The organism is Calditrichota bacterium, from assembly GCA_020637445.1.
Taxonomy (GTDB): Bacteria; Electryoneota; RPQS01; order RPQS01; family RPQS01; genus JABWCQ01.
In genome coordinates this window covers 1,873,165-1,888,681 of the sequence record JACJVZ010000001.1, presented here as the reverse complement: position 1 = coordinate 1,888,681, position 15,517 = coordinate 1,873,165, and the positions used below count along the sequence as shown (strand labels likewise).

General features: G+C 55.2%; 9 protein-coding genes. 2 read left to right on the top strand and 7 right to left on the bottom strand.

Annotated elements, in window-relative coordinates:
• Positions 1-26 precede the first annotated feature (26 nt).
• Together H6507_07805 and H6507_07800 are read left to right on the top strand one after the other, a co-directional pair.
• Positions 27-1,511 (top strand): aldehyde dehydrogenase, encoded by a 1,485-nt coding sequence (locus H6507_07805; GenBank protein MCB9368993.1) that lies wholly within the window; start codon positions 27-29, stop codon positions 1,509-1,511.
• A 15-nt stretch (positions 1,512-1,526) separates the two neighbouring features.
• Positions 1,527-2,414, top strand: coding sequence for an NmrA family NAD(P)-binding protein (locus H6507_07800; protein MCB9368992.1), 888 nt, complete (start codon positions 1,527-1,529; stop codon positions 2,412-2,414).
• A 96-nt stretch (positions 2,415-2,510) separates the two neighbouring features.
• Here H6507_07800 and H6507_07795 read toward each other — a convergent pair whose 3' ends face one another.
• The 7 genes from H6507_07795 to H6507_07765 all read right to left on the bottom strand — a co-directional run bounded on the left by H6507_07795 (position 2,511) and on the right by H6507_07765 (position 15,514).
• The gene (locus tag H6507_07795; GenBank protein MCB9368991.1) at positions 2,511-4,832 is read right to left on the bottom strand and encodes a tail fiber domain-containing protein; all 2,322 of its coding nucleotides are present in this window, start codon (positions 4,830-4,832) and stop codon (positions 2,511-2,513) included.
• 232 nt (positions 4,833-5,064) lie between these two features.
• Positions 5,065-5,529, bottom strand: a complete 465-nt coding sequence (locus tag H6507_07790) for a hypothetical protein (protein MCB9368990.1) — start codon at positions 5,527-5,529, stop codon at positions 5,065-5,067.
• A 10-nt stretch (positions 5,530-5,539) separates the two neighbouring features.
• The gene (locus H6507_07785) at positions 5,540-7,867 is read right to left on the bottom strand and encodes a hypothetical protein (GenBank protein ID MCB9368989.1); all 2,328 of its coding nucleotides are present in this window, start codon (positions 7,865-7,867) and stop codon (positions 5,540-5,542) included.
• Positions 7,868-7,942: 75 nt separating this feature from the next.
• Positions 7,943-8,443, bottom strand: a complete 501-nt coding sequence (locus H6507_07780) for a hypothetical protein (protein MCB9368988.1) — start codon at positions 8,441-8,443, stop codon at positions 7,943-7,945.
• 28 nt (positions 8,444-8,471) lie between these two features.
• Positions 8,472-10,070, bottom strand: a complete 1,599-nt coding sequence (locus H6507_07775; protein MCB9368987.1) for a hypothetical protein — start codon at positions 10,068-10,070, stop codon at positions 8,472-8,474.
• Positions 10,071-10,097: 27 nt separating this feature from the next.
• Entirely contained in the window at positions 10,098-12,743 is a 2,646-nt protein-coding gene (locus H6507_07770) for a hypothetical protein (protein ID MCB9368986.1), read from the bottom strand.
• Between the two features lie 41 nt (positions 12,744-12,784).
• The gene (locus tag H6507_07765; protein ID MCB9368985.1) at positions 12,785-15,514 is read right to left on the bottom strand and encodes a hypothetical protein; all 2,730 of its coding nucleotides are present in this window, start codon (positions 15,512-15,514) and stop codon (positions 12,785-12,787) included.
• Between the last annotated feature and the right edge of the window lie 3 nt (positions 15,515-15,517).

Here is a 15,517-nt window from a genome sequence, read left to right as displayed (position 1 = left end):
TGGATTTTACAAAAACTCAGGTAACCATGTCCGAAAAACTCTACACCAACATCATCAACGGCGAGCATGTCCCCGCGCAGTCGGGCAAGACGCTTGCCTTAACCAATCCCGCGACGGGCGAGGCGCTCGGCTCGATTCCATTGTCCGGCGCGGAAGACGTGGACAAGGCTGTCTCCGCAGCGCGCGGTGCGCTGAACGGCAAGTGGGGCCGCATGACGGCTTCGCAACGCACGAAAATATTGTTCAAGGCTGCCGAGTTGATCGGCGCGCGTGCAAAAGAAATCGCTGAACTCGAATCGCGCAACATGGGCAAGCCGATGATGCATGTCATGGGCGAAGTCAAACAAGCGATCGAAGATTTCGAGTATTTCGCAGGTGCCGCAAGCAAGATCGAAGGCCGCGTGCCGCCCGTGCATCCTGTGTTTTTCGGTTACACGTTGAAAGAACCCGTCGGCGTCGTCGGCGCAATCACGCCGTGGAACTATCCGATCATGCTCGAAGCGTGGAAAGTCGCGCCCGCGCTCGCAGCAGGTTGCACCGTGGTGTTGAAGCCGTCCGAAATCGCGCCGCTGTCCGCCAACATTCTCGTCGAAATCTTGCATGAAGCCGGAGTTCCCGAAGGCACGATCAATCTCGTGCACGGTTTGGGTGAAAGCGCGGGTGCGGCGCTCGTGAAGCATCCCGGTGTGAACAAGATCACGTTTACCGGCGGAACGGACACGGGCCGAGCCATCATGAAAGAGTGCGCCAACGACATGAAGCGCGTGATGCTGGAGTTGGGCGGAAAATCACCCGCGATTGTGTGCGAAGACGCGAAACTTGACGACGCCGTGTTGTCAAGCGTGTTCACGATCTTTTATTCAGCGGGCCAATCGTGCGAAGCGCGCTCGCGGATTTACGTGCATGAATCGCTTTACGATGCGTTCCTCGAAAAGTTCATCGCTGCGACGAAGACCCTCGTCGTCGGCGATCCGCTCGACAAAGCGACACACATCGGATCACTTGCGCATGCGTCGCGTTTGCCGATCATGCAAAAATTCATCGAGGCTGCAAAGAAAGACGGCGGCAAAATCGTATGCGGAGGCGAGCAGCTCAAAGGCGGCATCTACGATAAAGGCACATTCTTCGCACCGACGATCATCACCGACCTGCCGGAAACCAACCTTTGCGTGCAGGAAGAAATTTTCGGTCCGATTGCAATCGTTGCGAAATTTTCCAACGACGACGACGCGCTCGCCAAAGCCAACGGTGTGAAGTACGGTCTTTGTGCGACGCTCTACACCGAAAGCATGCCGCGCGCGACGAAGTTCATTCGCGGTTTGCATTCAGGCATCGTAACCATCAATACACCCGCAACTGCGCTTCCCGGCCTCCCGTTCGGCGGCTACAAGCAATCCGGCATCGGCCGCGAAATGGCCATGGAAACGCTCGACACCTATCTCGAAACGAAAACGGTTTTAAGCGGCGTTACGGGGAAGCCGATCAATCCGTTTGGACTGACCTTAAGCTAAGAAGCAGGAAACAGTATGAAGTACGTGGTCATTGGAGCAACGGGGCAAACCGGCCACATCGTTGCGGAGGAACTTTTGAAAAGCGGCAATGCCGTACGCGCGGTCGGTCGCAGCGCGGACAAGCTGGAGAAACTGGGAAAACTCGGAGCCGAGGTCTTTGTCGGTGACGTGACCAATGCAGACGATATGAAACGCGCGTTCGACGGAACTGAAGCGGCCTACGTGATGATTCCGCCAAACTATGCCGCTGCTGATTTTCGAAAGTATCAAGAAGAAGCGACGGACAATTTCGCCGACGCGATTTCGACTGGAGGTACCAAGTACATCGTGTCACTGTCAAGTGTCGGTGCAAACCACTCCAGCGGAGTCGGGCCGATCAACGGTCTCTATTATTTTGAAAGGCAGCTTGACGGCATTCCCGATTTGAATACGCTGCATTTGCGCGCAGGGTTCTTTATGGAAAACTTCTTCGGCTCGATTGGAATGGTGAAGACGCAAGGCATATACGGTGCGCCGGTGCCGGGCGACTTGCCGTGGCCGGTTATCGCGACGGCTGATATTGGACATTATGCCTCGTCGAGACTCAAAGCTCTCAATTTCTCGGGAAAGAACGTTCAGTACTTGCTCGGTGCCCGCGACGTGTCGGGCGAGGAAGTCGCCAATATCCTTGGCAAAACATTCGGCCTTCAAAATGTGCCGTACGTCGAGTTCACCATTGAAGACATGAAGAAGGGAATGATGAGTGCCGGTATTCCCGAGAATGCCGCCGATTTATATTGCGAGATGTATGATGGGTTCAAGAACGGGCTGTTGGACTATCATCGCGACGCCGAATCGACGACGAAAACAAAGTTTGAAGATTTCGCGGAGCACGCGCTGAAACCGGCATTTGCCGCGATGTAGTGCGACCACTATAAAGAGACCAAAGCGGGCCACCTTTTCCGGGCGGCCCGCTTCTTATTTTGTGTCACGTGCATGTTACCGCGGAGTCTCAACACATCACCGTCGCGAACCACTTTCGAGGTTCTTGATCCGCGCTTCAAGTTCGACATTGCGTCTCAATAGTTCTTGCACCGCTGCGAACAGCACGCCGTCCGCGTCAATCGTCGAGATCGAAATATTGTCGTCACCCAATTGGAATGCCGCATACATGTCCTGCGCCATCGGACCAATATGCCGGATGGAATCATCCTGCGTTTTGTAGTTCCATTCGGAGAGGTCAAGCTGAGCAACTTTGCTCAGGATGTCGCTGGTGTTAATTGCCCGGAAATTTTCCTTTGCGTTACGATCGGATAACGGCGCCCATGCTCCGCCACCAGCAGGCAACTGTACGCCAACGGATGTTCCCGAATGTGCCGTGTAGAAGCGCGCGCCGTTTGCACAACGCGCTGTGAAAGTGTAGTTGTTGAACGAAAATGTGGTATCGTTGGCGCTGCTTCCCCATACAAACGAGCTTCCGTGATTGGCGAATGCTCGCAATCCCGCGGCAAAACTGTGTGCGGCGTTCGCTCGATTAAAATATCCACCGGGAACCGTGGACGCGAAGCCCGCGAAATTGCCGAAGCCTCCGCCAACGACGGCATAGTCGTCAAAGGCACTGTTTTCCCTGCCGCCTGCGACTGCAGAATGATAGCCGCTTGCGGCGTTGTCTCTTCCTCCGGAGACGACCGCACATTCCTCTGTTGCGTGGTTAGAGAAGCCACCGCCGACCGACGATAGGTATCCGTCGGCCGTGCATGTATCTCCTCCGGCTACGACAGAATATGTACCAGTAGCGGAATTTTCATTTCCACCGCCCACGAAGGCATTGCCGAGCGCGGTGTTTGAACCTCCTCCGCAAACCACTCCCCAAGACGAAGAACTATTCGCTTGGCCGCCGCAAATTGTAGAGTAGATTCCTGTCGCGAAATTTCCGTACCCGCCTGCAACTGTCGCGTCACCGCCGGATGCTTGATTGCCATGACCACCTCCCACAAAATCAGCATAGCTAACTGCTGAATTCGAGTATCCGCCGCAGACGGCTGCATAAGTTGAATCCGCTGTGTTCTGCTTACCGCCCGTGACTGCGCTGTGGACTCCTCGGGCGATGTTGTAGTAGCCACCTGAAACCGTGGATTGTTGGCCCACTGCGTCATTGCCGAATCCACCGCCGACTGTCGCGCCGTAGCCTGTCGCTTCATTGGAATATCCACCGCCGACGGTTGAATATTCTCCCGTCGCACTGTTGTTCCGTCCGCCGGAAGTTAATGCGTACGAAGCGGCCGCTTCATTACTTACTCCGCCGCCGACTGTTGAACCAAGTCCGGTCGCATTGCTTTCTCCGCCGCCACAAACTGTCGAGTAGTTTCCCGTCGCGTCGTTGCTTGAACCACCTCCGACTACTGCGGACTCGCCCGCTGCAATATTGCCCAATCCGCCAGCGACCGTCGTTCCCAATTGTACGCTTCGGTTGTGACTGCCGCCGGATATGGTCGCGTAGTTCCCGATCGCACTGTTTGAATCGGCTATAAGCTCGCCGCCGCCGCCGGCGATAACGGCGAAATGCCCGCGCGCTTTGTTGAACCTCCCGCCACCCACAAATGCATATCGTCCCGAGAAATTGGACGCTCCGCCGCCTGCTGTTGCGCCGTCTCCATTCGTTGTGTTGACCGATCCTCCGAGAATTGAGGAGAAATCACCGTGCGCGATATTCCCCGTTCCGCCACCGATCGTGCAATTGCTTTCAGTGGACATGTTCCCACTTCCACCACCGATACACGATTCGCCTCCGCCGACCGTGTTGCTTGTTCCGCCGCCGATGAAACTTGATTCACCCTGAGCGACATTTTGTCCGCCGCCGACAATCGCACTGCCGTCTCCGCTCGCCATGTTTTCTTGACCGACCACGAACGAATATTGCCCGCTGTTCGTGTTGTCGGCTCCCACGTTCAACTTGCCGGATACCACGCCGCCTGTCGCTCTGTCCAGTGTTCTTACCCGATAGGAATAGGCAACAGCGAGTATCCGCTCGCGCGGCTGCATTTCGCTGTCACCGCCGATTCTGACTCCCAACCAGCGGTCTGCCGAAAAAATATCCGTCAACGGAACAACAGATCCGAGCGCCGCGCTGAAAAGTCCGTCTTGAATTTGAGTGGAGGGATGAGTCTCTGACCATATGACGTTTCCGCCGTCGAGAGCGTCGTAGATCGTGAATACGACGCTAATCGTTGTGTCAATCGCATCTCCTTGCGTGGAAACCAAACGCCCTTGGTAGTTGATGAGCTGGGGGATTCCGTTGGCGGTTGAGGAGAGCAGGAGTAAAATCATGAGCGTTCTATACATGAGGCACTCGAATTCTTGGCTATTTGACTGTTGAAATTCAGACTTAAGTTACAACATAATCTACGCTCAGACGCTGCGATTTGCCATTCCCAATAACATGATCTAAGCCCATGGTGACTTTCGTCACGAATTGCACAGATATTCTCACCTGACTATCAAGAACTTTTGAAATAAAAAGGGCGCAGCGGACTATTATGATCCGCTGCGCCCTCATATTGGCAGGTTTGGAAACTTACGGCGCGTTAACAATCACAATGTAGTACTGCTGAAGCGTCGGGCCGGAGAGCACGTTTGCATCCGTGTAGCTCGTACTGGAAGTCGTGCCGACCAGATTACTTGGGCCGGGAGTGAATTCCAAGGCAGTGTCACGGTAAATTGAATAGCTGCCCGCGCCTGAAATTGCCGTCCAGCGCAAAATCGCGTCAACGCCCGAGTCCTTAATGGTCAAGTCCTGAATCGGTGACAAAGGCGAGACGCCGAGTGACGGAGTTAAGAATCCAGCATACAACGTGAAATTCTCGCTCGTCTGCACGCCGATCGGCGTCGGTTGACCAAAGGATGAGACCAGACCAAAACTCTCCGACGACGAAGCGCCGCCTCCGGCGTCCATCACGGACTTCGTCAGAGTGAAATTCTCACTCGACGACTGCGCCCACAACAGGGCGGGGAAGAGTAGCAACAGAAATGTTTTCTTCATGTCCAATTCCTCACTGTTTATCTGAATTGTTCAAATTGCCAAATTGCATGATCGCTGCTTCGAGCTGCTTCACGCGCGTCTCAAGGTCGGCGATCTTCTTGTCTTTCGATTCGTTTTGTTTTGCGAGTTCCTGAATTGCTGCAAGAGCGACGCCGTCCGGATCAATCGTGGAAATCGCGAGACTGTCCTCGCCCAAATGGAAAGCGTTCCAGAAATCCTGCGCCATCGGGCCGACATGCTGCACCCCTTCATCTTGCGCCTTGTAGCTCCAGCGTTCGATTGGAAGTTCGACGACCTTATTCAAGACCTCTTCCGTATTCACCTTTCCATAGCGGCGTTTCATCGTGCTGTCAGAAACGGTAACCCAAGCAGAGGATCCCGAAAGCAGGCGAACTCCTGCTGTTCTGGTAACGTTCGTGAAGAGATAAAAACCTCCGGTTGCACGGGCCATGAACATGTTCGGGTCGTACGCACCAAGTGTGTCACCCGAGGCGTCCGCCCACACAAACGATCCGTTGCTGTATGCTCCAGCCATTCGACCCGCTGCAAATGAATAGTCACCCGTGGCGTCACAATCCCTGCCGCCGGGGACCATGGAGAAGGCGCCCAATGCGTTGTTATTGTAACCGCCGCTTATGGCACCGTATGATCCACTGCAATCATTACTCTGACCGCCACCGACAAAGCCCCTGATGCCATGCACAATGTTTTGATAGCCCCCGCAAATGGCCGCATCATAGTTGTAGGTTGAGTTCTGATAGCCGCCACCGATGAAGTTGCCGCCATATACCGCCAAGTTGCCCGTTCCTCCAGCGATTGACGACGCATTGCCAAGTGAGTCGGCGATGTTGTTGCCGGTTCCACCGCCGATAAAGCCGTACGCTTGAGACACGTGATTGGAATAACCTCCGGCCACGGTTGAAGAAGTACTCCAAGCGAGATTGCGACGACCACCGGAAATGGTAGAATATGTGCCAAGTGTTGAGTTGGAATCCGCTCCAGTAACACCGCCGCCGCCGGCGATGACGGAATAGTCGCCTCGAGCTTGGTTATAGCGTCCGCCGCAGATTGCTGTGCCTGGGCCGGTTGCATAATTCTGGTAGCCGCCGCCGATTGTGGATGTATAGCCGGATGCATTGTTTGTGTACCCGCCGCTGACTGTGGCGTATGTATTGGAGGTTGCGTTTCCTGCGCCACCGCCAACTGACGCGGCCGTTCCAGTCGCAGTGTTACTGGAGCCGCCGCCGACCGTCGAGCTTGTTCCATTCGCTAAGTTGTTCGTTCCTCCAACTACGGCAGAATAGTCTCCGACCGCGGAATTAGAGTCAGCTACGGTAGGACCGCCGCCACCGCCGACAAATGTGTATTGTCCGCGAGCGCGGTTGTGAAGTCCACCGGGAATTGTCGAAGTGTATCCGCTGGCAATATTGTCATAGCCTGCGCCGACGAAAGCATAGTGGTAGCTTGCACTGTTTGTGTCGCCGCCTACAATAGTTGAGAAATAGCCTGAGGCCCAGTTACCTTCGCCGCCGCAGACCACAGAATGATCGCCAGAAGCATTGTTGCGTCCGCCGCCTCCGACAAAAGCATTGTTGTTCAATGCCCGGTTCGCTCGGCCACCGGAAACCGTCGAGTAGTTTCCGTTCGCGGCGTTTGAGTCCACCGACGACGGGCCGCCGCCGCCGCCTACAACCGTGTAAAGCCCGCGAGACTGGTTGAATCCACCTCCGCCGACTACGGCGCCAGTTCCTGTGGCAACATTTGAGAAGCCACCACCAATCGTGGCTCCAAGATTGTTCGCCTGATTGCTAAAGCCACCACTGACCGTCGCATTCTGGAATGTTGCTTTGTTAAAATAGCCGCCGCCGATGAAACTCTGTTCGCCCGACGCCAGATTCGCGTGACCTCCTGTGATTGCGGAATAGTTCCCGGTGGCGCTATTGGAGTCTACCGTGGCTTGTCCTCCACCACCTGCTATCACTGAATACGCGCCGTGAGCCCTGTTGTATCTGCCACCACCCACGGTTGATAGTGCTTGCTGAGTCAAGTTGTTGTATCCGCCGGAAATCGTGGAGCCGTCTCCGTTTGCGCTGTTGCCGGAGCCACCAGAGACTGTGGATTCGTTTCCGCTAGCCGCGTTATCAGAACCTCCGCCGACTGAGGAAGAAGAACCCGAAGCTTGGTTTTCGGTTCCGCCGCAGATTGCCGCGTATCCTCCCGTTACAATATTGTTGTCACCACCACCGATGAATCCGCGGGTGCTTGTTATGACATTGAAAAGACCGCCACCGATTGCGCAGTAGCTCCCGTTCGCTTCATTGTCAGTTCCGGCTCCCACGAATGCGGCGTCTGAGCCTGCAACGTTGTGAGTGCCGCCGGTGATGGATGAGTTGTCACCATTTGTTATGTTATTTTAGCCGACGACAAACGAATGGTCACCGAAATTGCTGTTACCGGTTCCGATATTGCCTTGACCGATAATGTTGACATCTCCGGTGACTGTGCCGCCCGTAGCTGAATCTACCGTGGCCACGCGATACGCATATGGAACGGCATGAAAGCGAATCCTCGGTGTCATTTCGGTATCTTCACCGATTGAAATACCGAGATACATCGTCGCGTTGTCAAATACGATAGGTGACAACGGCTCAAGCGGCGTTCCGAGCACGGCTTCGAAGTAGCCGTTTTGGACACTGGTCACTACGATTTCGTCATAAACCGGCGTGCCACCCGAGTCTTCATGGTAGATGCGGTACGTAATATCAACGGTTGTGTCCAGCGGCGCACCGTTGTTGTCGGTTAAGAACCCTTGGTAATTAATCGAGATGGGAGCCATTGACCAAGCACCGTTGGTCAGGGAGAAAATTGTCAGGCATATTGACAAGATTCTCATTAGAATACGAAATTTGTTCATTATTATTGCCCTCCTAATAGGGCGTGATTCAACGAGCCATAAGAGTCTGAACCTGTGCCTGCAACACAACAAGTTCTTTGTTTAGCCTTATATTGTCTGTCTTAATTTCTTCATTTTGCCTTACTAGTTCCTGAACGGCGGCCAAGAGCACACCATCCGGATCAACCGTTGAGATCGTTGTGTTGTTGTCACCCAGTCCAAATGCCGCGCTGAAATCCTGCGCGGTCGGGCCGATGTGCTGAATGCTTGCGTCTTGTGACTTGTAGCTCCAACGATAGAGAGGGAGGGAGGAGACCTTGTCCAAAATTGATCGTGAATCCACGTTGCCGTAGATATTTTTCTGATTCACGTCGCACAAACTTGCCCACGCTCCGCCTCCGGCCGGAACACGCACGCCAGTGCCGGTTCCAAAGTTTGTGTAGATTTCTACACCGCCGTGCGCGCGAAGAGCCATGCAATTGTCCGCAAACGAGGTCGTCGCAGCGCCGCTCGATGACCACACAAACGAGTTAAAATGTGTCGCGATTGCATCGTGACCACCTGCAAAAGCATATTGCCCACTGGCGGAATTTGTCACGCCTCCGGCTACAATTGAGTATGCGCCGCTGGCCGAGTTGAGCGTACCACCGCAAACTGTCGCGTACTCTGCGCCTGTTGAATTCCCTGCGCCGCCGGAAATCGTCCCGTAAACGTGATTCGTGATGTTGCCTCGCCCGCCGGAAACGACTGAACCATTGAATTGGGCCGTATTGTGCGATCCGCCGCCGACAAACGAGCCGCGGCCTGCGGCATGATTGCTGAAGCCACCACATACCGTCGCAGAATCTATCGAGGCTTCGTTGTCGTTACCGCCACCGACGAACGAGTATAGGCCCGACGCAGTGTTTAGAGCGCCGCCTGAAATCGTGGACGCTTCGCCGGAGGCCGTGTTGCTGCCGCCACCGCCAATCGTCGCACGGAGGGCGGATGCGGTGTTGACGTCGCCGCCAGAAACAGTCGCATTGCTTGCTGTCGCGTTGTTTCTGTTGCCTCCGCCGATTGTTGTGAATGGCATGGAGGCGTTGTGTTGATAGCCTCCGCCGATTACTGCGCGATCACCAACAGCAGTATTCTTCCATCCGCCGGTGATCGTCGCCGCAAACCCGCTTACCGAGTTGCTGTCACCCGAAACAAAAGAGTAGAGACCGGTGTTCGTGTTGTCGATACCGACAGAGAGACGGTCTTGGATCGTTACCTCACTGCTAATTTTGCCGCCGCTCGCGCCATCTACCGTTCCGACTCGATAGGAATAAGCAGTTGACGCAATACGTTCTCTTGGAAGCATTTCGCTATCGTCTTCAACTGAGATTCCCAGCCAAGTAAAATCTCCGGCAAATACACTGTCAGGAATCGGATTCACTGAGCCGAGCAGGACATGAAAATCTCCGTTCACAGAAGTTACCGACGACTGCGTTTCAGACCAAAGTGTCGTGCCTCCGGATGCCGCATCATATATTACGAAAGAAATGGCAACCGTGGTGTCCAATGGAGCTCCGAGGTTGTCAGAGAGTTCCCCTTGATAATTGATTAGCTGCGGAACAGCCACCACCTGTGCTGCAAGGCACAGCACCGCGAGAATCTGTTTCATGACTATCTCCTGTTTTGCTTTTGTGTATCAGTTCTCGCCCAGCCGCGCTGTTTGCTTCATGAGCTGCTCAAGAACAACGATTCTCTCTCTTAGTTCACGATTCTCTTTCGCCAATTCCTGAATCGCCGCGAGTGCAATTCCATCCGGATCGACGGTCGAGATCGTCGTGTTGTTATCGCCAAGGCCAAACGCCGCGCTGAAATCCTGCGCGGTCGGGCCGATGTGTTGCACGTCTTCACTTTGCGTCTTGTAGCTCCAACGATAGAGCGGGAGGGAGGAGACCTTGTCCAAAATTGAACGCGAGTCAACCGAACCATAAATGTTCTTTTGATTCACGTCGCATAATGAGGCCCACGCTCCGCCGCCGGCCGGAAGCGAAACTCCCGTTGCCGTGCCCGACGCTGCTGTGTAGAATCGCACGCCTCCGGGCGAACGGGCAGTGAATGTATTGTCCGCAAAACTCAAAGTGGAGTCCGAACCGCTTGCCCAGACAAATGCACCCGTATGATTTGCACGCGCTAACCCACCGGCGGCAAGAGAACGGTCACCACGTGCCTTATTCCCAATACCGCCGCACACGGCAGAGTGCGATCCTGAGGCTTCACCGCTCGTGCCACCGAGCACTGAAGAAATAAACCCAGTCGCAGAATTTCCGCTGCCGCCGCACACTGTTGAAAAGTACCCGCTCACGAAGTTGTGTCTTCCGCCACCGATGAAACTGTGGTTTCCTTCCACTCTGTTTGTATCATCGGGGAAGCCGCCGCCTCCGCCAGCTATTACGGAATAGTCGCCTTCGATGTGATTGCGGTAGCCGCCGCCTACAAAAGAACTGATGCCGTTCACTACATTGTCGGCACCGCCGGCAATGGTGCTGGACTCACCGCTCGCCTGATTGCGATATCCGCCGCCAACGATTGAATAAATGTCGTTTGCTGTGTTGGCTGATCCGCCGCAGGCGGTGGAATATAGCCCTGTTGCAGTGTTGGATCCGCCGCCCAAAACAGAAGAGTAGTCGCCGGTCGCGCTGTTATGGTATCCACTCGCTACTGCTGACCAAAGACCGTTTGAGGTGTTCCCGGATCCGCCGCCAATGAAATTGTATCGCCCAAGTGCGCTATTGCTGTCTGTCGCAGCGGGACCACCCCCTCCAACCACAACGGACCAACCTTCTCGCACTTTGTTACTCTTTCCTCCGCCAATGAAGGAATGGTCTCCAGCCACTAAATTGCTTTGGCCGCCAACAATGGATGAAAATAGGTGTGTCGTAGAATTCAGTCTACCTCCGCCGATGAAGGAGTTGGCTCCAGAAACCGTATTTTGGTCGCCGCCAGTGATGGCCGCGCGCTTGCCGGTCGCAGAATTTGAAACACCAGACAACGCCGCTGATGCGCTATCGCTCGCGGCGTTGTTGTTTCCGCCGCCAACCACGGAATATGAACCCGTCACACTATTCCCATAACCGCCGCCAACAACTCCGTAAGCGCCCGTGACAAAATTTCGCGTGCCGCCTCCAATTGCGCCTGCTGCGCCAATCACAGAATTTGAGTCGCCGAGCGCCGCGCCGCCGCCGCCTGCGATTACTGAATATATTCCGCGAACACGATTATTCCCACCGCCGCCAATCGTTGCGCCATCCGAGGTCGCGCTGTTCTTTTGTCCGCCGGAAACCGTTCCAAAGGATGAGGTAATTGAGGGAATCGAATTCTGATGTCCGCCGCTGACGACGGCTCCCGTGCCCATCACAAAGTTGCTGTCGCCGCCGGAGATTGCGGAGTACAGACCTTCCGTCGAGTTTCTCAATCCGCCGCCAATATACGCGTGATTTTCCGCAGCTGAGTTCGATTGTCCGCCGCCGACCGTCGCATAATCACTGCCCGCAAAATTTTGTCTTCCGCCGAGTACACTCGACCAATTGTTTTGCGCGGTGTTTTGCTGTCCGCCGCCGACCGTTGCAGAATTCATCTGCGCGTGGTTGTTGACGCCGCCCCCAACGGTTGCATTATCCGCCGTCGCAGAATTCGCAACACCGCCGCCGATGGTTGAATATGAACCCAATGCAAAGTTCACGTTGCCGCCGCCGACGAAGGACATTTCTCCGGACGCGGTATTTTCAAATCCACCAGCTACCGTGCTCCATGTCGCGCTGGCCGTATTCGCATCGCCGCCGCCGACCGTGCTCAATTCACCACTTGCCGTATTTCCCGATCCGCCGGAAACCGTTGCGGCAACTCCCGACGCATCACTCTGCGAACCAAATGTTCCCTTGGCGGTGCCCACTACGTTCCCTGTGATGGTTCCACCGTTTGCGCCGTCGACAGTTCCCACTCGATACGCGTGCGCGACGCTCGAGAATTGCTCGCGAGGACTGAGTTCGCTATCACCACCGACCGTCACTCCCAACCAAACTGGATTTATGAAGAAGTCGTCCAAAACCGTCACAGAACCGAGCTTTGCGGTGAAAATTCCATCGACGACACTCACCGCCGGATGAGTTTCCGACCACAGTGCGGTTCCTCCAGATGACTGAGTGTAAACTGTGAACGTCATCGCGACGGTTGTGTCGAGCGGTGCTCCCCCGGTGTCAGCGAGTTTGCCTTGATAGTTAATCTGTAAGGGAATTGCCAAGGCCGCGCTTGCCAACGCAAGCATGAGTGCGAAGACACTCGTCTTCATTGAAATCTCACTTTCCATGGGGGATAATTTGCCAGCCATCACTATTTCTTTATTTCATCAATCTGCTTTTGCAGTGAAGCGTTTTCCGCTCGCAATGCCTGAACTTGCTTCGCCAATTCCTGAATTGCCGCGAGTGCAATTCCATCCGGATCGACGGTCGATATCGTCGTGTTGTTATCGCCAAGGCCAAACGCCGCGCTGAAATCCTGCGCCGTCGGGCCGATGTGTTGAATGCTTGCGTCTTGTGCTTTGTAGCTCCAACGATACAGGGGAAGCGTGGCCACTTTGTCTAAGATCGAACGTGAATCCACAGAGCCGAAAAGATTCTTCTGGTTCACGTCGCACAAGGAAGCCCACGATCCACCACCCGCCGGAAGATTAACGCCCGTTGCGGTTCCGGCCGCCGTGTAAACTCGCATGCCGCCATGCGCTCGCATTGCGACCGAGTTGTTTGCATAGGAAGAAGTCGCCGCGCCGCCTGCCCAGACGAATGATCCCGTGTGCGACGCCGTTGCGTTCGCACCCGCCGCGAAAGAATAGGCACCTGACGCCGTGTTGCTTAATCCGCCGGGAACAGTGGCTTGGCTGCCGGACGCCGTGTTGCCGTTGCCGCCTCCGACCACTGCATCGTATGCAGAAGCAAGATTGCTGATTCCCCCGCCGATGAACGCACCGCCGAAGGTGACTTCGTTACTCGAACCGCCGACGATCGCACCATTGGTGCCCGCGCCGGATCGAATCACATTGTTGATACCGCCACCGATAAACCCGTTGGTCATGTAAATCGAGTCCTGACGTCCGCCCGCAACGGTTGCTTGCGATCCCGCGACATAGTTTTGATAGCCTCCGCCAATCGTACTGTAAGAACCGCTAACGTTATTGTCGCGACCTCCGGCTATTTGCGAGTGACTTCCCGTTGCGGTGTTGTCTTGGCCACCACCGGCTGCCGCGGCAACGCCATAGACTTGGTTGCCATAGCCGCCCGAAATGGTACCCCAGTTATTCGTTGTTCTATTTCCTTGACCTCCCGTTACAACGGAGCGGTCGCCGTTCGCGCGGTTGCTCTGCCCGCCTCCGATCACGGAAGCATAGCCCGTCGCGGAATTCGAATCGGCTTCGGACAATCCGCCACCACCGCCGACAAACGAGTACTCTCCGCGCGCGCGGTTGTAACTGCCGCCGGGTATCACGCCATAGTTGCCTGAGGCTTCATTGCGATAGCCAGATCCGATAAACGCTCGACCACCGACGGCCAAATTGTTGTTGCCGCCGGCAATCACCGCTTGCGATCCCAACGTTTGATTGCTGAATCCGCCGCCGATGAATGCGTAGCCTCCGTTCGCGTCGTTCTCCGCGCCGCCTACGACTGCGTCGCCAATTATGTTTGTGCGGTTCATCAAACCGCCTACGATGACGGAAGATTCTCCACCCGCGAAGTTTTGATGGCCGCCCAAAATTGCGCTGTGGATTCCGGTTGCACTGTTGCTGTCACTCTCCAGCAAACCACCGCCGCCGACTGCCACAGAATAATCTCCGCGAGCTCTAATGTAAAGACCGCCGCCAATCACTCCGTGGCTTCCCGTAGCCTCGTTGCGGTAGCCTGAACCGATGAAGGCGCGGCCTCCCGAGGCAATGTTCGACGTGCCGCCGCAAATCGTCGCCATGGTTGCCAAAGCATGATTGCGAAATCCGGAGCCGATAAATGCGTAGCCGCCGTTGACTTCGTTCTCACCGCCGCCAACGACCACGTCGCCGACTGTCAGTGCGCTGTTCGTGAAACCTCCGCCAATAACCGTTGATTCGCCGCCTGCAAAGTTGCCTCGACCGCCCGAAATTGAACTGTAATTTCCCTGTGCGCGATTAGTATCGGCGTTCGAGGATCCGCCGCCGCCGGCTACCGTTGAAAACAATCCAATCGCCTTGTTGCCGCGTCCGCCTCCGACGGTTGAGTAGTTGCCGGACGCTTTATTCAGTTCCCCGCCGCCGATTACAGAATGCGACCCAGTGGTGTTGTTCAGAAATCCAGACCCGATGAAACTGTTGCCACCGTTAGCTGTGTTCACCACTCCTCCAGCCACAACATCCCCGTCCATCTGCGCGCTGTTTCCGTTTCCACCGCCAACGAAGGACGATTCACCCAGCGCACTGTTCGAGACGCCACCGGAAACCGCCGAAGTAATACCGCTTGCGGTATTCACCTCGCCGCCGCCGACGACTGCTCCTTCTTCCGTTGCGCTGTTATCATACCCTCCCAACACCACGCAATAGTCTCCGCTTGCCGTGTTGAAATTTCCGAAAACGTTGGCCATGAATCCGGAATTGACATTGTCAGATCCGACGTTTATCCGGTTGAGAACATTCAAGTCGCTGCTGAGCATTCCTCCGGTCGCGCCGTCCACCGTTCCTACTTTCAAACTGTAGGCAACAGACACAACTTGTTCGCGCGGCGACATTTCGGCATCGCTTCCGACTGTTGTTCCCAACCATAGTTGCGGAGTACTGAAGTCGACTATGTTGAGTGGAGTAATGGATCCCATCAACACATCGAACAAGCCGTTTTGCACGGAAACAGAAGGATGTATTTCACTCCATAGTAAATTGGCACCGCCGCCGGAGCCATCATATAGACCGATAGTGATCGAAATCGTCGTGTCGAGAGCCGCTCCAGACGTATCCGCGATCTGGCCTTGGTATTTGATCAAGCTTGGTACCGCAAAGGCGAAAGCAGAGGTCCATAGGACACCAAGCAAGAGGACTGTCTTTCGAAACATTGT